Here is a 20,183-nt window from a genome sequence, read left to right as displayed (position 1 = left end):
GGCTTCGAACCCTGCTACCATAGCTCGGTATCTCCATCTAACCATAATAGGAGGATAAGGTGTCTCAACGTTTTGCAGTGATTGGAAATCCTATTGCACACAGTTTATCGCCGATTATTCATCAATGTTTTGCGAAACAAGTGAACATACATCTGACTTACGAAAAGATTAAGGCCGATGACCCAGCCTTTGAACGCTTAGTGGCTGATTTTTTTGCTCAAGAGGGTAAGGGACTTAATGTTACTTTACCTTTCAAACAACGAGCTTTTGAAATGGCACCGCAGCGTAGTCTGCGTTGTAAACAAGCTGGAGCAGCGAATACCTTATGGATGGAAGCCAACCAGTTGCATGCCGACAATACCGATGGTATTGGGTTTATTCGTGATTTGAATCATTATATTACTGTGGAAGGCAAGCGTATCTTGATATTAGGGGCTGGAGGAGCGGCACGCGGGATAGTGCATCCCTTATTGGAAAATAGTCCTGAAGAACTGATTGTAGCCAATCGTAGCTTCGCTAAGGCGGAGGAATTTCAACGAGCTTTTCCACAAACAAAATGTGTAGCCTTTAATGAGATTAAAGGCCACTTTGATTTGGTGATTAACGCAACTTCCGCGAGTTTGGCCGGAGAATTTATCGCTTTACCTGATCAGTGCATGTCAGCCAAACCATTTTGTTATGATTTGTCCTACAAACAACACGGTACAACTGCTTTTGTTGAATACGCTAGAGCACTTAATTGTGAGGCGACAGATGGTTTAGGAATGTTGGTTGAACAAGCTGCAGAGGCTTTTTATATTTGGCATAAGATTATGCCTGAAACTCAAGAGGTGCTGATGTTTTTACGTACATCAAGGCCGCTGTGATAGATGTGTGGCCTGGGTTAGGTGAGGCTGTAACCCAGGGCCTACTTTACTTTGATGATCCAAAAGAATAAAAAAATTTTAGAGAGCCTTACTCAAAAAAGGCAATTACTTCTTTGGCATTATTAATCGTATCTTGGAATCCTAGCTCAAGCAATTCTCGAGTGTAATCTCGTTCAAACAGCACAAAACTTAAGAGATCGCCGGAATGTTTTTTTTCTCCTAAGAAATTGAGCAGATATCGAAGCAATGTCGGTAAGGCTTTAAAGTGTGCTTGCGCTAGAGGAGCCAGGTCTTGACTAGGACGTAAATGCAAAGTGGTAATGGGACGCCATGGGGAGCGGCGCTTTTTCCATATCGACAGCAGCATGGCAATTTCGTTCATGCGATTGACCATTTCAATGTCGCGGTCAAGGTTATCCAAAAAAAGCGCATTTAACATGTTTCCAAAAATATGAGAAAAGGGAATGTCGTCATGATTGCGTAAATTTTCTTGTTCAACAAATGTAGGCAATGCTCGAGTTCCTATAATTAGAATCTTATCTACTTCGAAACGGATGGAGCCACGAAGAGGGGCAGCCAAGCCCACACTTCCATCTCCATAATGAAAGCCATCAAGCAAAACGGTTGGAAAAAATAAAGGCAAGGCACTGGATGCTAGAATATGTTCTGCCTGAAAACTAACGCGTTTGCTGCCATGTCGTGGGTAATTCCAGTCTACAAACTCAGGACGGTTGTGCTCATAAAAAGAAACCGTTTGACGTGTCTCATAACAGTTACTGATTATTTCTAAAGTATCGAGGTATCCATTCTGGATATTTTGCGCAATCTTGTTGAAATCAAGTCCATCAGCAATCATTTCTTTCAGTGGCGTCGTGTCCAGCAGATGCGCCGCCTGTCGTTGTTTAATCATCATTGTGCTCATATTACGCACAACAGATTTGCTTAATGCCAAATTACTGGCTCGGTATACTTGCTGGCAATGAATTTCACTCCAAATGGTCTCCAGTTTATCAAGTGCTGTTGGGAAGTCATCGGCGTTTTCTGCAAGTACCGCCGCATTCATACTCCCGACACTAACCCCACTGACCATTTCAAAAGGTAATGTTTTTACTTGTAAAATATGACCAATTGCTTTCAAAACACCTGCTTGATAGGCGCCTCGAGCGCCGCCACCTGCCAAATAAAGGGCTTTTTTAGACATAATGATTATTTTTATCGCATTTATTTAGTCTCTACCTGAAATATAGTTGAACTTACGTCGGATTAGCAAGTTCTCATTTTTATTTTGAAAAAAATTTACACAAGTTCGGCGAAATCGGATATTATATCTTTCCATCAAAATGAGCTATTACTGAGCATGATAGAGTCTGAGATTGCGAATACGATACATGAAGCAGCTGTAATTCTTCAGGATATTCAGCGCCCAATCAATTATGATGCAGAACTTCCGCTTTCTAAGTTCCACTCTGACCAAGTCTCAAAAAAAGTAGTTTTGATCTCACAGATTATCAAAAGTACGGGTGATTCAAGCAAAGCAATGATGCAGATTGGTTCTTCCGCCAGAACCTTTCAAAATATTCCTCCTACAGAATCACTGACCACCGGATTGAGTGCCGGCTCAATTATTGTAGCTGTATTAGATTTTCTACTTATTCCCTTTATTTATCTTGCCTGTTATCTACTCCATACCAAAATTCCGGTAACCCGGGAGAATAATGCAAAGTGGTTTATTTCTGGGGTATTATTTGCCCTGACCATCACGTCAATTGCTGTCCCTACCATAGCCCTAGCAATTGCCTTTACCTCAGTTTCAATCTCCCTGGCTTTGAGTGTGTTTTTATTGGCCAAGACGCTTCATGAATACTATCAGGTAAGTCAAGAAAGAAGGGCCAATGGGAAATTGCTTGCCGGTGCTGAACTTGAAATGGAAGCGATTCAGAACCAGGCAGTGGGATTGACCATTGCTTTACATAAAGTGCGCACTGGATTTGAGCTGATTTCGCTATGTACCGAAATTCGCTTGCTTCAAGAAGCTTTTGCAGCCCAAAAAAGACACTTACTTGAACTTAAGTTAAAAGAATTAGATTTAAATAATAAACTAGAAAATGCGGACTTGAAGCAAGTAATGACTAAAGGCGTTGCTTTTAGTTTATCTGCGCTGGGTTTGCTTGGTTTGATTGTCTCTCTATTTTTTCCGCTAGCAGGTTTAGGAATACTAACCGCAGTATCCGCTATGTCACTTGCCTTTGTTGTTGTTCGTTTGGCAATACCGTTGTCGCAGCTTATAAGGGGACGGATTGGTAGTCAATTCAACTCCAATGCAGCAGAAAGTGAGCACACTGAAACATATGCCCTTGAGCATGAGCTCTCCACGGATTTGATGTTAGAGAGTTTTTGCGGCAGTAAAGAAAATGCCTATGAAATTTTAAAAAAGGCGCCTCCCCAAGACATCGATGATTCATTAACGAGCACAGCACCACTATTCCAACCTGGAAAGAACACCGCTGACCCTACCAGCATCAGTGGGTATCAACCCAATATGAATGGACTGTCTTAACCTTTTCAACCGATAACCATCATATTGATGTATCTTTGCTCATCTCTTTTTTAGACTCAAGCTCATTGCAAAAAATGAAAAACTCCTTTAATTTAAAAACATACCCCTCAAAGGAAGAAAACTCATGGTGAATATACTTCGCGAGCAACCTCGTGCATTCCACATGATTTTTATGTTGGAGTTATGGGAGCGGTTTGGGTTTTATACGGTACAAGGGATTTTGACTTTATTTTTTATTCGTTATTTGGGGTACAGCGATACGATTTCTTATTATACGTTCGGCGCTTATTCCGCTTTAGTTTACGGAATGGTGGTTATCGGCGGCTATTTAGGTGATAGGCTGTTGGGTACCAAGCGCACCATCGTTCTCGGTCTTGTTGTCTTGGCTGCAGGTTATTTTTCTTTAGCAGTTACTGATAAAGCCCATGTTTTCTTTGCGTTAGGCCTGATTTGTGTTGGCAATGGTTTATTTAAAGCAAATCCATCGAATTTGCTGGCAAAGTGTTATCAAGAAAATGATCCCCGCTTGCATGGGGGGTTTACCTTGTATTACATGGCAATCAACTTAGGTAGTATGATTGCGTTATTTGCAGGCCCAGCCATAGCGAGTCGCTATGGTTATTCATATGCTTATTTGATGAGTGCAATTGGTTTGTTAATTGGTTTGGCCAATTATTGGCTGCAGCGTCAATTTATTGAGCACATCAATACAGAGGCTGACCAACGGAAAATATCCGTTGCCCAATGGCTGATGATCTTGATTGGGATATTCATTCTTACTGAGTGTTCTGCTTATTTATTACAACATGTGATGCTTGCTAAAAATTTATTTTGGTTTATTACCCTGGCGGTCATTGCTTATTATCTTTTTATGACCCGTAAAGAAAGTAAAATTGTCCGGAGACGCATGCTGGTTGCCTTGGCCTTGATGCTGGAAGCAATCATTTTCTTTACTTTATATCAACAGATGCCAACTTCGTTAAATTTATTTGCAGTACATAATGTAATCCCCGTTTTCTTGGGCATTACAATTGATGCACAGAGTTTTCAGGCATTAAATCCTATCTGGATTGTATTAATGAGTCCTGTTTTGGCCTATTTTTATGATCTTCTCAACAAGAAAGGCATCCAGTTTTCTATTCCTTATAAATTTTCTCTAGGGATGACCATGTGTGGGGTGAGCTTTTTAATGCTCTTTTTTGCTCGTTATTTTTATACAGACCAGGGCATGGTTTCTTCTTGGTGGTTGATCATAAGTTATTTGTTTCAAAGTCTTGGTGAATTACTGGTATCTGCACTGGGTGTCGCGATGGTTGCAGAATTAGTACCCGCACAAATTGTCGGTTTTGTGATGGGGATGTGGTTTTTAACTTCCGCGATTGCAGGGTTTATTGGCGCTACCGTCGCTTCTTATACCGCACTTCCCGAGCACATTAAACCCGGGGTGGACTCATTGATGATTTATACCTATGTGTTTGCTTGCATTGGCCTTGTCACTTTAATCATTGCGTTGCTGATGTGGTTATTATCGCCACGATTGAGTCGCTATATTGCGGTGAAAAAGACAGACTTAAACCAAGAAGCACAAGAAGCACAATTCTCTGTGTCTAAGTGCTTTATAGTACAACCATGAGCAGAGTCATTTCATAGACAAAAAAACCGATGGAACTACAGTTTAATCAGGGCTCTAATTTGAAAGAATCATGTTAACCTAAACTCAGTTGCGAATTTAGGTTAACTGAATGTATTCCTATCTCCAGTGACCGTGGCCACCGTGCCAACCATGCCAGCCGCCATGCCAACCACCACCGTGCCAACCGCGACCACCATACCAGCCGCGTCCTCCCCAATAACCCCAGTTTCCACGATGACCCCAGCCGGAATAGTAGTAACCACCACTTGGATAGTAGTAACTTGAGTAGTAACTTGGGTAATAGCCGGAATAATAGTAGCCCCCAGGGTAAGAGGAGACATAACAACCGCTTAATAGGAGTGTAGGTACAAACACTAGCGTTGCGATAACAAGTTTTTTCATGTTCGCTTCCTTAGTCAATGTTCGTACATTAATTATACTTCATGAGCATAAGTTAATCAAAGGGGTTATGTATTTTGCCTTCTTATCGCTGAGAACCCGCTATTGATTAGGGAGTAATTAATATAAATTGGATAAACTGTGTTCATGTGGATTGATTCTATTGTACTATTGTCCAGTACCAGGTAATAAAGTTGAAAAATTGTAATCGAGGTGCAGCGTAGTGGGGCTATCGTTTACTGCCATTGAATTAAAGGATCGCTGAGCTTATGCCACTTCTGCGTTCCGTGGCGAGCCCTCGGAATCCAAGAATACCCTAACATCACTGGCTCCCTGGAACAAGGCACGGGACGTAGACAAGATTTTTAAAGCACTAAGTTGGTCTTCTCCCCACTGCGATAATGAGAAAGAAATGAACATCTTAATTAGCCAACGTTCTCAAAAATTGATAAGGAAGTATTGGTTAGCATCTGGTGCTGAACGCGATGAACTTCCTAGTATTACGTTGTCTATTGATCTGAATACGTTGATATCCTGGTTAAAAAAAGAACAACCCAAGCATTCCAATAAGTCAAAAACAGACCAACAAAAAGTCGAATTTATTCTGGTCTCTCTACGAAAGGAGCTGTTGCACGATTTATTTGCCGCGATGAAAGGGGATGACATCAAATTGCCGCAAGAAGAGAAAAACGAGTCGGTGACAGAAAAAATCAAGTTTGCATTACTTACCGCGGCTGGCATTTTGGTCGCTGCGTGTCAGGGGTTTGATGGTATCGTCACCATGTTGGGCATTTTCGAGTTGTCCTCGTCAGTGATTCTGGGGGCTGGATTTGTATTTTCAATTCTTTCTGTAATCGTTTTTTGCGGGTTTGATTTAGTGAAAGTATCAAATGCTTTGGGAGTTAAGCTTAGCGAAGCTTATAAATTATTGGATGCTTACTTGTCGCAATTGCAGATGATTAAATCCATAAGAAAAAAAATCGAGGGATACGATTTTTCAGACTCAGAGTTGTCTCCAAGTGATTTACAACAATTAGAAAAAATAATTTCCATGCTGCAAACACGGTTTAAATCACTGACAGAGGCCAGTAAGCAATTTGAGCAAGCGCTTCATAGTGACGACATGCAAATGGCCAAAACGCTCATTTCAGGAGCGTCTGCAGTCCTTTTCTTGGGTGGTGGTTTTTTTGCAGGCCAATCAGTAGCCCTTTTTATATCCAGTCTTTTTGTCAATCCAATAATACATACTTTTTGGCCGGTAATTATATTTAGTACTCTAGTTGGAATAGCCGCATTTAGTCTTTATTGGTATGTTGAGCGCCCTGGACTCAATAAGTTAATGAGCAGCTGGTTTGGCCTGAATGAAGAACATGTGCAGAAACTATGTGATCAGGATTTAATAATCAAGGAAACAAAAAAGCTCGCTAATTTAGAGAAAAAAATAATTAATGCATCCAGATTAGCCGATAGACTGGCTCAGTTAGGGGGCCCTTTTTGCCGTAGCGACAATGAACTTACGGCGGAACGCGCAGTCATTAACATAAAAGCAAGCACCAATTATTACTCCTTTCTTAAATCTCCGGATTTATCACCGCCTATTTCCAGTGAGCAGGAAAATTTGGATAAGACCCTATGTATTTCTATCTAGAGCCTGTCGGCATTGGATACAAGTAATCCATTCTCTTGAATGTGATCTGCTTTTGAAGTTATATATTCAAGATATCTTTTACAAAAGGAATGGTTATTTTTCGTTGCGCGGCAAGTGAGGCATCATCCAAACGATTAAGTAAATTCTGCAAATCATGCATATTTCGCGAACATCGATTGAGGAGGAATTGCCCTACACTATAGGGTAAATCAAATCCTCGTTTTAAAGCATGCAGTTTTAATGTATTAATTTTATCTTCATCGTTTAATTCCATTAACTGGATGACCAAACCCCAACTTAATCTAGAGCGTAGGTCAGCTAACTGGATGGGGATTGTGGTTGGTGATTGATTTCCCGAAATGATTAAAGTACTTTTTTCCATATCTTTGATTTTATTGTATAAATGAAATAAAGCCTCTTCCCACTCCGGATCTTTGGCAATCATGTCTATATCATCAATACAGATTAATTCTTGATCTTCCACACCTTCTATGGTTTGCGGTCCCCATTCTTTAAGAAGAGTCAAAGGAAGATAGATGGCGGTTTGCGTGGCGTTAACGGCTTGACAGCATGCCTGCAATAAGTGAGTTTTTCCACTACCTGTATTACCCCAAAGATAAAGCAACCGATCTTCTCTATGCGTGAGCATGTGATGCAATTGTTGCTGCAGGAGTTTATTCGAACCCCAATTGAAATCAGCTAGGGTTGATTCATCATTTAGTTTTATAGCCAGTGCTAATTGCTTATTCATTATGATGGTTCTTTTTTGGGCCAAGCTTTTCTGCCCCATGTCCAGATATAATCAATATAAGTAATTGCTGTAGTAAATGTCGTTAACAGAATCAACACATTAAGGAGGTAGGGAGGAAATTCAAAATAAGCTAATTCAAATAAACACGAGGTGACAAGCGTTAATTGTAATGCTGTATTAATCTTACTGAGTAATGTAGGTTGAAAGTCCAGTTTGCGGCGTATAAATTGATACCAAGCTAGGACCCCCAAAGAAATTGTCAAATCTCTGAGAAAAACTAAAATGACTAACCACCAAGGCAAAACGCCAATTAAGGCTAAAGAGATGAAGCTAGTGGCAATTAATAGTTTATCAGCGAGCGGATCGATGAACGAACCAAAAAAACTTTGCCAGTTAAAACTTCGGGCTAAAAAGCCATCCAAGCCATCACTTAATCCAGCGAATATAAATAAATAAAAAGCAATGGTGTACTCATGATGGTATAGATAAAATGTGAAAGGCCCAATCAATAGGAGACGTAATAGAGTCAGAGCATTTGGAATGTATTTTAATATCATAGGCCATACGATAATTTAATAACCCTTATCTGCCCGCACCGTTCACACTTAATTGAGGGATTGGATTTTGAAGGGAATATGTGTTTTGCTAAACGATAAATCTAGTGTATACAATACTCGTAGTTCTGTCACTTATGTTTCTCTTCATTTTTACGGTACATAATCACGGTATTACCTATCATTTGCACGAGTTCTGCATGCAGTTGCTGGCATAGCTCACCTGCCATAATCAGTCGGTCTTCTCTTTCAGCGCCGTTAATTTTTACCTTTATTAATTCGTGCGAAAGCAATGCAACATCAGTTTCCGCAATAACTGCTTCAGTTAATCCTTTGGCTCCAAGAAGTACGACAGGTTTTAAGTGATGTGCTTGAGCTTTAAGCGCTTTTTTGAGTGCGGTATCCACTGTAACGTTTCCTTAATACCCTCCAATAATTCAATTATTTTGGAGGTTGATTGATAAAATGGCAAATTATTGCACGTTTTGCTGGGAAAAGGTAGTGAAATTCAGTATCATAGGTCTAATTGATACTCATAAAAAAATTTATGAAGCGTACTAAAAGCAGTAAACGGTGGTTGCAAGAGCACTTTGATGATGTTTATGTAAAAAAAGCACAAGCAGAGGGCTATCGTAGTCGTGCCGTATACAAGTTAAAAGAAGTTGACGAGAAAGAGTCATTACTTAAACCCGGGATGACTGTAGTTGATCTAGGGGCGGCTCCTGGAGGGTGGACTCAGTATGTATCTCAACGGTTACAAGGGCGCGGCCGCATCATCGCTTTGGATATATTGCCTATGGATGCTTTACCTGATGTCGATGTTATTCTCGGTGATTTTCGAGAAGATGAAGTGTTGCAAAAACTGATGGATCTGATTCCACAGCGCAGTGTTGACTTGTTATTATCAGATATGGCCCCAAATATGAGTGGCTCCGCTGCGATTGATATTCCCCGGGCCATGTATCTGGTGGAACTGGCTTTTGATTTTGCGGAAAAAATGTTAAAGCCTGGTGGGTCCATGCTGATTAAAATCTTTCATGGGGTTGGCTTTGATGATTTAGTAAAACAGGCGAGAGCTTCTTTTGAGAAAGTCGTGATTCGGAAGCCTTTAGCTTCCCGAGCTCGCTCAAAAGAAACCTATTTGCTGGCAAAGGGATACAATTTATAGTAACTTTATGATCTAAAGGAATTCGATCATAAAATAAAGCTGTACGTCACTAACGAGGTTAATACTTTGAACGACATGGTTAAGAATTTATTTTTATGGCTGATTATAGCAATTGTGCTTGTTTCAGTTTTCAGTAATTTCGGCCCTCGAAACTCGGTCGCTGAGAAACTCTCTTACAGCCAGTTTTTGAAAGAAGTCGATCAAGGTATGGTTAATTCAGTCACCATTGAGGATGATAAAATCATCAAAGGGATGACGAAAAATAACAAACGTTTTGTTACCTACATGCCGATGCAAGATAACGCTTTGCTTGGTGAATTATTGAAAAGCAAAGTCGATGTAAGTGGCCAAGAAAAGCAACAAGAAAGCTTCTTACTCCATTTGTTTATCAACTGGTTCCCCATGTTGCTTTTAATTGGGGTATGGGTTTTTTTCATGCGCCAGATGCAAGGCGGGGGTGGTCGAGGGGCAATGTCTTTTGGTCGTTCACGTGCACGCTTGCTTGGTGAGGATCAAGTCAAAGTAACTTTTGCAGATGTTGCTGGAGTCGACGAAGCGAAAGAAGAAGTTAAAGAATTAGTTGATTTTTTACGCGACCCTACCAAATTCCAAAATCTGGGGGGACGTATTCCCCGCGGTGTATTACTAGTTGGTTCTCCTGGAACCGGTAAAACTCTTTTAGCTCGAGCTGTTGCAGGGGAAGCTAAGGTACCCTTCTTCACCATTTCAGGTTCTGATTTTGTTGAAATGTTTGTAGGTGTTGGTGCATCTCGTGTTCGTGATATGTTTGAACAAGCTAAAAAACACGCGCCCTGCATTATTTTCATAGATGAGATCGATGCCGTAGGTCGCCACCGTGGTGCTGGTCTTGGCGGAGGTCATGATGAACGTGAACAAACGCTAAACCAATTGCTCGTTGAAATGGATGGTTTTGAAGGCAGTGAAGGGGTCATTGTTGTTGCAGCAACCAACCGTCCGGATGTTTTGGACCCTGCATTATTACGTCCAGGCCGATTTGATCGCCAAGTTGTAGTTCCTTTACCGGATATTCGCGGCCGAGAACAAATATTAAGAGTGCATTTGCAAAAAGTTCCAGTAGATGGCAATGTGGACATTATGGCAATTGCTCGAGGTACTCCAGGGTTCTCAGGAGCAGATTTAGCAAATCTTGTGAACGAAGCCGCTTTATTTGCCGCGCGGGCTAATAAACGTAAAGTCAGCATGATAGAGCTGGATAAAGCAAAAGATAAAATCATGATGGGGGCTGAACGGCGCTCGATGGTGATGGATGATAATGAGAAAAAGCTGACTGCATACCATGAAGCAGGTCATGCGATTGTGGGATTAAGTGTCCCAGAGCATGATCCTGTTTATAAAGTCTCCATAATTCCACGAGGCCGTGCTCTTGGTGTGACGATGTTCTTACCAGAACAAGATAGATACAGTCACAGTAAACGACGTCTGGAAAGCCAATTATCAAGTTTATTTGGTGGCCGGATTGCAGAAGAACTTATCTTTGGTGTGGATAGCGTGACCACCGGGGCGTCAAATGACATTATGCGTTCCACTGAAATCGCGCGTAAAATGGTCACGAGTTGGGGCTTATCAACTTTGGGGCCGCTTACTTTTGGTGAAGAAGAAGAGGAAGTATTTTTAGGTCGTTCAATGAATAAACATAAGGAAATGTCAGATAGAACGGCGCAACAGATTGATGATGAAGTACGTGCAATTATCGATAGAAATTATAAACGCGCCAAGGAAATTTTGGTTTCGAATATGGATAAGTTGCACTTAATGGCTCAAAGCCTAATTAAATACGAAACTATAGACTTCAAGCAAATACAAGAAATTATGTCCGGTAAGGAGCCTTCTCCTCCAGAAGATTGGGGTTCATCTAAACCTTTAGATGGTGCCGAAGTGGTAAATAACTCGCCAGAAAAGCCATCGGAGCATGAAGTGATTGTAAATCCTGCTGAAGAGCACTGATACCATTAGTGAGAGAAGCAGGTGAACATAAAGCAATTTTCAGGTTGGCTTGAACGCCAACCTATCTTAAAAAATTTCCCAGAAAAACCGCTCATTATGGGTATATTGAATGTCACTCCAGATTCTTTTTCTGATGGAGGCAAATTTCTATCTCTAGGTAGGGCGTGTGAACATGCATTTCACTTAATTAGCCAAGGAGCTGATTTAATTGATATTGGTGGACAATCAACTCGACCAGGAGCACAGCCTGTCCCAATAGATGCAGAATTAAATCGTGTTATTCCTGTTATCGAACAAATCCGTGCTAATTCAGATGTTTGTATCTCAATTGATACAAATAAACCCGAAGTAATGGAAGCTGCGGTGTCCGCAGGCGCTAACATAATTAATGATGTTTATGCTTTACGTAGCCCAGGAGCGCTTGAGATGGCGGCGAAACTTGCAGTTCCTGTTTGCTTGATGCACATGCAGGGAGAGCCCCACAACATGCAACACCAGCCCTATTATCCACAGGGTGTGCTTAGTGAGGTGACTCAGTTCTTTTCAGAACGTATTGCTGAGTGCGCGCGCGTAGGGATCAAAAATACAAATATAATCCTAGATCCAGGCTTTGGATTTGGAAAACAAGTACAAGATAATTTGCTCTTAGTCAAAAATCTTGATAGCTTTGCAACATTTGCAATGCCGCTGCTTTTAGGGGTTTCACGTAAAAGCACAATTGGAGCAGTACTTGCTAAAGAGGTGGGTGAGCGGTTAATAGGAAGTATAGCGGTCGCAGTTTATGCAGCATTGAAAGGTGCGAGTATCATAAGAACGCATGATGTAGATGAAACAAATCAAGCGTTGCATATGATCACCATGATTGGTAAAGCGGGCGTTTAGCAGCTCACGCGAGCTATAAATTCTTAATAAGAAGGTGGTTAAGGATGAGTCAACGTAAATATTTTGGTACTGATGGAATACGGGGGCATGTAGGGTTGTCCAATATTAACCCTGAATTTGTGTTGAAATTAGGCTGGGCGGTTGGCCGCGTACTGGCTAATGGTCATCGCAAAAAAGTAGTTATTGGAAAAGATACAAGGGTATCAGGTTACATGTTAGAGTCTGCTTTAGAAGCAGGACTCTCAGCTGCTGGCGTCGACGTCGCTTTGTTAGGACCGATGCCAACGCCTGCTATAGCTTATCTGACCCAAACACTGAGGGCAAATGCAGGGATTGTGATTAGTGCATCTCATAACCTGTTTGAAGATAATGGGATTAAGTTTTTTTCCTCAGAGGGGGGGAAGTTACCCGATAGTGTTGAGTTGGCAATTGAAGCAGAACTGGACAAGAAAATGCAAACAGTGCCTTCACAAAATTTAGGTAAGGCAACGCGAATTAATGACGCAAGCGGACGTTATATCGAGTTTTGTAAATCCACTATTCCATCATTAACACGACTATCTGGCTTAAAAATTGTAGTTGATTGTGCCAATGGGGCGACTTATCACATTGCACCTAATGTTTTTTCTGAGCTAGGTGCGCAAGTGATCTCCATAGGCAATCGTCCTGATGGTTTCAATATCAATGAAGATTGCGGCTCAACGTGTCCTGAACTTTTAAGGCAAAAAGTTGTGAGCACGGGGGCAGATATTGGCATTGGCTTAGATGGCGATGGCGATCGTGTGGTGTTAATCGACGCTAATGGTCGTTTAATTGATGGAGATCAGATCCTTTATATTATTGCTAAAGATAGACATCAGCGTGGTGTCTTAAATGGCGGTGTAGTTGGTACTCAAATGAGCAACTATGGTCTGGAAATTGCAATTAAAAGTTTAGGCATTCCTTTCGTAAGAACACGGGTCGGCGACCGCTATGTATTGGAGGCTTTACGAGAAAAAGATTGGAAAATTGGTGGTGAAACCTCCGGTCATATTGTCTGTTTGGATAAAACCACTACAGGTGATGGGATCGTAGCTGCCTTACAAGTACTTTCAATTATGGTAAAACAGGGTAAATCACTGGAGCAGCTCATTGAAGGGATTAATTTACTGCCGCAAAGCTTAGTTAATTTAAAAACCAATTACGCTACCTTACTTGCGGAACATACACAAGTGATCGAAGTTGTTAGGGCTTTGGAGTCAAGCTTAAATGGAGAAGGAAGAGTCTTACTCAGGCCCTCAGGTACCGAGCCCTTATTGCGTGTTATGGTAGAAGGCATGGATGAATCTAGAGTAAGACAGCATGCGCAAAAGCTATGTGAGGATATAAGTCAAATTGAGAGAAATTTGGGTTTTCAGTAATAAAAAAGGTCGGATAGACTTTTTATCTGCTAAACCTTTAAATAAAAAAATCGCTTTAGGGCTACACATCAGCAATGACTTTGGGTATAGTCCGCAATTGAAAGCGAGGGGGCATAGATGAGACATAAGATAGTTGCTGGCAACTGGAAGATGAATGGACAGCTGCAGCAGGTGATTCAACTAAGTAAAGAGCTTAGAGAATTACTGGACACTATTAATGGGCTCCGAGTTATTGTAATGCCACCAGCTGTTTATATCCCGACGGTTCGAGATATACTTGCTGATTGTAAAATTGAAATAGGTGCCCAGAATGTGTATCCAAAAGATTTTGGAGCGTATACTGGGGAGATATCAGCACCAATGCTAAAGGATTTCAACTGTCGCTATGTATTGGTTGGACATTCTGAGAGAAGGCACTGTTTTCACGAAGATGAAAATTTTGTGGCACAAAAATTCCACCATGTAAAAGAACATGGTATGATACCGGTTCTTTGCGTAGGTGAAACGCTAAAAGAACGTGAAGCAGGGCAAACAGAGCAAGTGATTGCTAAGCAATTGCTCGCAGTAAGCGAACATGATAAAAATTGTTTTCGTGATTGTGTTGTAGCTTATGAACCGGTTTGGGCGATAGGCACAGGAAAAACTGCGTCACCAGAACAAGCGCAAGAAGTACATCAGTTTATAAGAAAACTGGTTGCAGAGATTAATGATAGCGATGCCGAACATTTATCACTTCTCTATGGAGGAAGTGTAAATGAAAATAATGCCAAGGCATTATTTACCATGCCAGATGTTGATGGTGGTTTGGTAGGTGGTGCATCGCTGAAGGCGAAACAGTTTGTGGAAATTGTGAAATGTATCAATTGATATTAATGATTCATGTAATCGTTGCTGTGGTTTTAATAGGCTTAGTTCTTATCCAACATGGCAAAGGCGCTGATATCGGTGCCGCTTTTGGATCTGGGGCTTCAAATACATTATTCGGAAGCCAAGGAACAGGTGGATTTTTATTTAAACTAACAGGTGGCTTAGCATTGACCTTTTTTGTCACCAGTTTATTGTTATCTTACTTAGTGTCTGTGCAATATCAAAAAGCAGAGCAACAAGTAATTCCTCAGCAAACTAGTGCACCTGCGAATTCAATTCCAGTGCCAGTAGATAACAGTAAAAAGAATAAATAAGATTTCTTGAGCTGCGCTGAAGCGCGTAGCCCAAGGGTTATTAACAGAGTTAATGGAGCTTGTTCACGTTATACTTGTCCGGCTAAAATAGCTTAAATTTTGAACACTAAAGTGCAGAAATTAAAGCAGATGAGCCAAGAAGTGAAACAGTTAACAGTCCCAAAAAAGAATATGCCGAAGTGGTGGAATTGGTAGACACGCCGTCTTGAGGGGGCGGTGGCGAAAGCCGTGCCGGTTCGAGTCCGGCCTTCGGCACCATTTTAATCCGTGCAAGGTGAAAAAATGCTATCTCAATATTTACCTGTTCTTATTTTCATAATTGTCGGATTGGCATTAGGCATCGCAATGATTGGGGCAGGCGCCTTATTTTCAAAGCATAAGCCTGATAGTGCCAAGAATTCTCCCTATGAATGTGGATTTGGAGCTTTTGAAAATTCACACATCCCATTTGATGTTCGTTTTTATCTAGTCGCTATACTATTTATTATTTTTGATTTGGAAACAGCATTTTTCTTTCCATGGGCATTAGTTTTACGCAAAATCGGCTGGTTTGGTTTTGCTGGAATGATGTTATTTTTAGGATTATTGGTTATTGGTTTTATTTATGAATGGAAACGTGGCGCACTCGAGTGGGAATAGATAATAAGAGTGCGAAGTAGGGCTTGTTGACAGTACGCGAGATTGAGCCTATCGCCAGATTTTTAATTAAACAGAAACATATTTAAAAATCGATGCGCGATAATCAAGACAGTAGCGTTGTAAACAGGTTCCAAATTCACTTCTGAACGCAACTTCAATCGAGAAGAAGCAGTCAGAGGTGATTTTTTATTAATAATTATCTGCTTAGAGGCTAGCTATGGCGGTTGCAGAATTGCAAAAAAGTGGCTTTGTAACGACTTCAGTCGAGAAACTTCTCGGATGGGCACGTAGTGGTTCTATGTGGCCTATGACTTTTGGATTAGCATGTTGTGCAGTAGAAATGATGCACGTTGGTGCGGCACGTTATGACTTGGATCGATTCGGTATTATTTTCCGTCCCAGTCCACGTCAATCCGATGTAATGATAGTTGCCGGTACCTTATGCAATAAAATGGCTCCTGCTTTACGTAAAGTGTATGATCAAATGCCCGACCCTCGGTGGGTTATCTCTATGGGTTCTTGTGCGAACGGTGGAGGATATTATCATTACTCCTACTCAGTAGTTCGAGGGTGTGATCGTATCGTTCCAGTAGATGTATACGTGCCAGGTTGTCCTCCAACTGCAGAAGCATTGCTGTATGGCATTATTCAATTGCAGAACAAAATCAGGCATAAAAAAGTCTTAGAAGCTTAAGATCATCAAAGGTGCAAATAGATGACAAAAAATGATTCTTTGGTTGAACAACTCAAAAGTGAATTATCAAGCCATATTAATGAAATTACTGTCGCTTATGACGAAGTAACTATTGAGTGTGGTATAACAACTTTAAAAGCAATGATGTTGGAATTGCGTGATCTGGACGCATTTTGTTTTGATCAGCTTATAGATCTTTGTGCTGTAGATTACCTGCTCTATGGTGAATATGATTGGGAAACAGAATCTGCAACAGGAAGCGGCTTCTCTCGAGGTGTGGAACGCCAAGAAACTAAAGCGTATACTTTAGACAGACCCCGTTTTGCCGTAGTTTACCATTTACTTTCGACCAAAAAAAATCATCGTTTACGTGTAAAAGTATTTGTAGATGAGTCTCATCTGATTGTTCCTTCTGTACATGATTTGTGGAAGGGTGCGAATTGGTTTGAGCGTGAGGCTTATGACTTATTTGGTATTTTGTTTGAAGGACATCCTGATTTAAGACGCATATTGACTGATTATGGATTTATCGGACACCCATTCCGTAAAGATTTCCCGCTGAGTGGTCATGTTGAAATGCGCTATGACGCAAAACTCGAAAAAGTTATCTATGAACCTGTAGATATCGAGCCCAGAGTTTTGGTGCCCAAGGTTATCCGCGAAGATAACCGATATATTGGTGATAAAAGGGGCAAAAAATGATTGAATTAAAGAATTACACTCTAAACTTCGGTCCACAACATCCAGCAGCACATGGTGTATTGCGTTTAGTTCTTGAGCTTGAAGGCGAAACGATTGTTCGCGCAGATCCCCATATAGGCTTACTGCATAGAGCAACAGAAAAATTGGCAGAGACAAAGCCTTATCTCCAATCGATCGGTTATATGGATAGACTGGATTATGTGTCTATGATGTGTAATGAGCACGCCTACGTACGAGCTATAGAGAAGCTTTTAGGTATTGAGGCGCCAATTCGTGCTCAGTACATTCGCACTATGTTTGATGAAATAACTCGAATTTTGAATCATCTGCTATGGTTAGGTGCTATTGCATTAGATATTGGAGCAATGACTGTATTTTTGTATTGTTTCAGAGAGCGCGAGGACCTTTTTGATTGCTATGAAGCCGTATCAGGGGCTCGTATGCATGCTAAATATTATCGACCTGGCGGGGTTGCTCGTGATTTGCCAGACACTATGCCTCAATACAAAGCATCAAGATGGCATAATGAACGCGAAATTGAAAAACTAAATGAAGATCGAAGTGGAACTTTGCTTGATTTTCTATGGGCATTTACCGAGCGTTTCTCTCATTGTGTCGATGAATATGAAACATTGTTAACAGACAATAGAATATGGAAACAACGTACCGTAGATATCGGTATCGTTTCTCCCGAAGAGGCCTTACAATGGGGTTTTACCGGCCCAATGCTTCGTGGTTCTGGAGTTGCATGGGATCTGCGCAAGAAACAGAGTTATGCTGCCTATGATCGTGTGGATTTTGATATTCCAGTAGGTAAAACTGGTGACTGCTATGATCGTTATTTGGTTCGCGTAGAAGAGTTAAGGCAGTCTAATCGTATCGTCAGACAATGTATTGAATGGCTTAAAGCAAATCCTGGTCCGGTTCGCATTGATGATCATAAGATTACCCCGCCGCGCCGCGTTGAAATGAAAGAAGATATGGAAGCCTTAATCCATCACTTTAAACTGTTCACGGAAGGTTTTTGTTTGCCAGCTGGAGAAGTGTATAGTGCTGTTGAGGCACCTAAAGGTGAATTTGGTATCTATATGGTATCTGATGGTGCTAATAAACCCTATAGAATGAAAATTCGTGCTCCTGGATTTGCGCATCTGTCCAGCTACGATGCGATGACAAGAGGACATATGATCGCTGATGGTGTCGCAATTTTGGCGAGCCAGGATATAGTATTTGGTGAAATCGATCGTTAATTTGTGGAATATCATTTTTGATAATCGTTGAAAGATGTTCCAGAAAATTACAATTTAAAAAGGTTTTAAGAAATGTCTGATAATTCAGCAAAAATATTAAATCAATTGGTGTCAGCTCAAAGAATAAAGGACATAGATCATTGGATAGCAAAATATCCACAGGATCAAAAGCAATCTGCGGTAATGAGCGCATTGAGAATCGTCCAAGAGGAACATGGCCACCTAAGTACAGAATTAATGGATGCTGTAGCTGATTATCTTGATATGCCGGCTATTGCTGTTTACGAGGTTGCCAGTTTCTATACAATGTATGAACTCAAACAGGTAGGCAGACATTCAATTAATGTGTGTACAAATATTTCATGTATGCTGCGAGACTCAGCTGCAGTGGTTGAGCATTTAGAGAAAAAATTAGGCATTAAATTAGGTCAAACTACAGATGATGGGCGTTTTACCTTAAGATCTGTTGAATGCTTAGGTGCTTGTGTTAACGCACCAATGATGCAAGTGGACAAGGATTATCATGAGAATCTGACTCCTGAATCTATAGATAAAGTATTGGAACAATACCAATAAAAAGATAGAGGTGGTTGCCGTGGTTGAACTAAATCAAGTTTGTTATCGAACATTTCATCTACCAGAGCCCTGGACACTATCTGCTTATGAAAGTGTTGGCGGATACAGCGCTTGGAGAAAAATATTAAAAGAACAAACTTCTCCACAATCGATTATTGATGAATTAAAAACTTCTGCATTGCGCGGACGAGGCGGTGCCGGATTCCCTACGGGATTAAAGTGGAGTTTTATGAACCGTAATACTCCTGTGCAAAAATATGTAGTCTGTAATTCCGACGAAGGTGAGCCAGGTACATGTAAGGACCGAGAAATACTGACCTTAAATCCACACCAACTCATTGAAGGAATGGCAATTGCCGGATATACCATGGGTTCTACTGTAGGCTATAACTACATTCGCGGTGAATTCTGGTTGCCTTATGAGCGTACAGAAGCAGCATTAAAAGAAGCTTATGCAGCCGGCTTACTCGGTAAGAATATTTTAGGTTCCGGTGTTGATTTTGATTTGTACAATCATTTGGGAGCGGGGGCCTATATTTGTGGGGAAGAGACTGCGCTGCTCAACTCTTTGGAAGGAAAAAAAGGTCAACCAAGATTTAAACCGCCATTTCCAGCGAATTACGGTTTATATGGCAAACCGACAACGATAAATAATACAGAAACTTTTGCCTCTGTACCGGTGATTATGGAAAAAGGCGGCGAGTGGTTTCTCAAATTAGGTAAGCCAAATAATGGTGGCACTAAGTGCTTTAGTGTTAGTGGCCATGTGAATAAACCTGGCAATTATGAAATTCCTTTGGGAACACCATTTAAGACACTGCTTGAGCTAGCTGGCGGCGTCATAAAAGGCCGAAAAATTAAAGCAGTAATTCCCGGCGGTACTTCCATGCGGGTGTTGCCTGGTGATGTCATGATGGAACTCGATATGGATTATGACAGCATTCAAAAAGCAGGCTCAGGATTAGGTTCAGGTGCTGTAATAATTATGGATGAAACAACCTGTATGGTTGATGCTTTATACCGTATTTCTGAATTCTATATGGATGAGTCTTGTGGTCAATGCACGCCTTGCCGCGAAGGTACCGGATGGTTAGTCCGATTATTACATCGTATTAAAGAAGGTCATGGAGAACCTGGGGATGTAGAGAAATTAATCAATGTTGCGAATAATATCGAAGGACGCACTATTTGTGCATTAGGTGAGGCAGCAGCTTGGCCTGTACAAAGTTTTGTTAAGCATTTCCGCGATGAATTTGAATATTTCGTTAAGCATAAACGCTCAATTGTCGCAGCATAA

21 protein-coding genes and 1 tRNA gene are annotated in these 20,183 nt (G+C 41.0%); 17 read left to right on the top strand and 5 right to left on the bottom strand.

What is annotated here, in order from left to right; genetic code table 11:
• Positions 1-59: 59 nt before the first annotated feature.
• Positions 60-866 (top strand): shikimate dehydrogenase, encoded by an 807-nt coding sequence (gene aroE, locus OQJ13_RS07420; RefSeq protein WP_265710232.1) that lies wholly within the window; start codon positions 60-62, stop codon positions 864-866.
• An 88-nt stretch (positions 867-954) separates the two neighbouring features.
• On the opposite strand, the gene OQJ13_RS07415 is transcribed toward aroE, so the two are convergent.
• Complete coding sequence (locus tag OQJ13_RS07415; protein WP_265710231.1) at positions 955-2,067, bottom strand: patatin-like phospholipase family protein; 1,113 nt, start codon at positions 2,065-2,067, stop codon at positions 955-957.
• Between the two features lie 156 nt (positions 2,068-2,223).
• Here OQJ13_RS07415 and OQJ13_RS07410 point away from each other — a divergent pair, with 156 nt between their 5' ends.
• A complete protein-coding gene (locus OQJ13_RS07410; protein WP_265710230.1) occupies positions 2,224-3,423 on the top strand; it encodes a hypothetical protein in 1,200 nt (399 codons plus the stop codon).
• Positions 3,424-3,547: 124 nt separating this feature from the next.
• Entirely contained in the window at positions 3,548-5,056 is a 1,509-nt protein-coding gene (locus OQJ13_RS07405) for an oligopeptide:H+ symporter (protein WP_265710228.1), read from the top strand.
• A 101-nt stretch (positions 5,057-5,157) separates the two neighbouring features.
• On the opposite strand, the gene OQJ13_RS07400 is transcribed toward OQJ13_RS07405, so the two are convergent.
• Positions 5,158-5,397 (bottom strand): hypothetical protein, encoded by a 240-nt coding sequence (locus OQJ13_RS07400; RefSeq protein WP_265710227.1) that lies wholly within the window; start codon positions 5,395-5,397, stop codon positions 5,158-5,160.
• 470 nt (positions 5,398-5,867) lie between these two features.
• Here OQJ13_RS07400 and OQJ13_RS07395 point away from each other — a divergent pair, with 470 nt between their 5' ends.
• Positions 5,868-7,103, top strand: coding sequence for a hypothetical protein (locus tag OQJ13_RS07395; protein WP_265710226.1), 1,236 nt, complete (start codon positions 5,868-5,870; stop codon positions 7,101-7,103).
• 58 nt (positions 7,104-7,161) lie between these two features.
• On the opposite strand, the gene hda is transcribed toward OQJ13_RS07395, so the two are convergent.
• The 3 genes from hda to yhbY all read right to left on the bottom strand — a co-directional run bounded on the left by hda (position 7,162) and on the right by yhbY (position 8,815).
• Entirely contained in the window at positions 7,162-7,854 is a 693-nt protein-coding gene (hda, locus tag OQJ13_RS07390; RefSeq protein ID WP_265710224.1) for a DnaA regulatory inactivator Hda, read from the bottom strand.
• Positions 7,854-8,411: a CDP-alcohol phosphatidyltransferase family protein gene (locus OQJ13_RS07385; protein WP_265710223.1), complete on the bottom strand. Its 558-nt coding sequence runs from the start codon at positions 8,409-8,411 to the stop codon at positions 7,854-7,856. Before OQJ13_RS07385 ends, hda begins: the two co-directional genes overlap by 1 nt.
• A 128-nt stretch (positions 8,412-8,539) precedes the next feature.
• The gene (gene yhbY / locus OQJ13_RS07380; RefSeq protein ID WP_265710222.1) at positions 8,540-8,815 is read right to left on the bottom strand and encodes a ribosome assembly RNA-binding protein YhbY; all 276 of its coding nucleotides are present in this window, start codon (positions 8,813-8,815) and stop codon (positions 8,540-8,542) included.
• A gap of 140 nt (positions 8,816-8,955) precedes the next feature.
• Between yhbY and rlmE the strand changes: the two genes are divergently transcribed.
• The 13 genes from rlmE (at position 8,956) to nuoF (ending at position 20,183) form a co-directional block, all read left to right on the top strand.
• Positions 8,956-9,576 carry a 23S rRNA (uridine(2552)-2'-O)-methyltransferase RlmE gene (gene rlmE, locus OQJ13_RS07375; protein ID WP_265710221.1) on the top strand — a complete coding sequence of 207 codons (621 nt, stop codon included), beginning with the start codon at positions 8,956-8,958 and terminating at the stop codon, positions 9,574-9,576.
• 75 nt (positions 9,577-9,651) lie between these two features.
• Positions 9,652-11,562, top strand: coding sequence for an ATP-dependent zinc metalloprotease FtsH (gene ftsH / locus OQJ13_RS07370; protein ID WP_265711908.1), 1,911 nt, complete (start codon positions 9,652-9,654; stop codon positions 11,560-11,562).
• A 21-nt stretch (positions 11,563-11,583) separates the two neighbouring features.
• Positions 11,584-12,444 (top strand): dihydropteroate synthase, encoded by an 861-nt coding sequence (folP, locus tag OQJ13_RS07365; RefSeq protein ID WP_265710220.1) that lies wholly within the window; start codon positions 11,584-11,586, stop codon positions 12,442-12,444.
• Positions 12,445-12,488: 44 nt separating this feature from the next.
• On the top strand, positions 12,489-13,844 hold the full coding sequence (gene glmM, locus OQJ13_RS07360) for a phosphoglucosamine mutase (RefSeq protein ID WP_265710219.1): 1,356 nt from the start codon (positions 12,489-12,491) through the stop codon (positions 13,842-13,844).
• A gap of 117 nt (positions 13,845-13,961) precedes the next feature.
• Complete coding sequence (gene tpiA, locus OQJ13_RS07355) at positions 13,962-14,711, top strand: triose-phosphate isomerase (RefSeq protein WP_265710217.1); 750 nt, start codon at positions 13,962-13,964, stop codon at positions 14,709-14,711.
• Positions 14,699-15,025, top strand: a complete 327-nt coding sequence (gene secG, locus OQJ13_RS07350; protein ID WP_028381736.1) for a preprotein translocase subunit SecG — start codon at positions 14,699-14,701, stop codon at positions 15,023-15,025. The genes tpiA and secG overlap by 13 nt, the downstream gene beginning before the upstream one ends.
• A 173-nt stretch (positions 15,026-15,198) precedes the next feature.
• A tRNA-Leu gene (locus tag OQJ13_RS07345) sits at positions 15,199-15,283 on the top strand.
• 24 nt (positions 15,284-15,307) lie between these two features.
• On the top strand, positions 15,308-15,664 hold the full coding sequence (locus OQJ13_RS07340) for an NADH-quinone oxidoreductase subunit A (protein WP_028381737.1): 357 nt from the start codon (positions 15,308-15,310) through the stop codon (positions 15,662-15,664).
• A 217-nt stretch (positions 15,665-15,881) separates the two neighbouring features.
• A complete protein-coding gene (locus tag OQJ13_RS07335; RefSeq protein WP_028381738.1) occupies positions 15,882-16,358 on the top strand; it encodes a NuoB/complex I 20 kDa subunit family protein in 477 nt (158 codons plus the stop codon).
• A 21-nt stretch (positions 16,359-16,379) separates the two neighbouring features.
• Positions 16,380-17,060, top strand: coding sequence for an NADH-quinone oxidoreductase subunit C (locus OQJ13_RS07330; protein ID WP_265710216.1), 681 nt, complete (start codon positions 16,380-16,382; stop codon positions 17,058-17,060).
• Complete coding sequence (locus OQJ13_RS07325; RefSeq protein WP_265710215.1) at positions 17,057-18,310, top strand: NADH-quinone oxidoreductase subunit D; 1,254 nt, start codon at positions 17,057-17,059, stop codon at positions 18,308-18,310. Before OQJ13_RS07330 ends, OQJ13_RS07325 begins: the two co-directional genes overlap by 4 nt.
• 72 nt (positions 18,311-18,382) lie before the next feature.
• Entirely contained in the window at positions 18,383-18,886 is a 504-nt protein-coding gene (nuoE, locus tag OQJ13_RS07320) for an NADH-quinone oxidoreductase subunit NuoE (protein WP_028381741.1), read from the top strand.
• A 19-nt stretch (positions 18,887-18,905) separates the two neighbouring features.
• Positions 18,906-20,183 carry an NADH-quinone oxidoreductase subunit NuoF gene (gene nuoF, locus OQJ13_RS07315; protein ID WP_028381742.1) on the top strand — a complete coding sequence of 426 codons (1,278 nt, stop codon included), beginning with the start codon at positions 18,906-18,908 and terminating at the stop codon, positions 20,181-20,183.

It is taken from the genome of Legionella sp. PATHC035, assembly GCF_026191115.1.
Classification (GTDB): domain Bacteria; phylum Pseudomonadota; class Gammaproteobacteria; order Legionellales; family Legionellaceae; genus Legionella.
The sequence above is the reverse complement of the archived record's forward strand: the minus strand, read 5'-3'. Positions and strand labels throughout refer to the sequence as shown.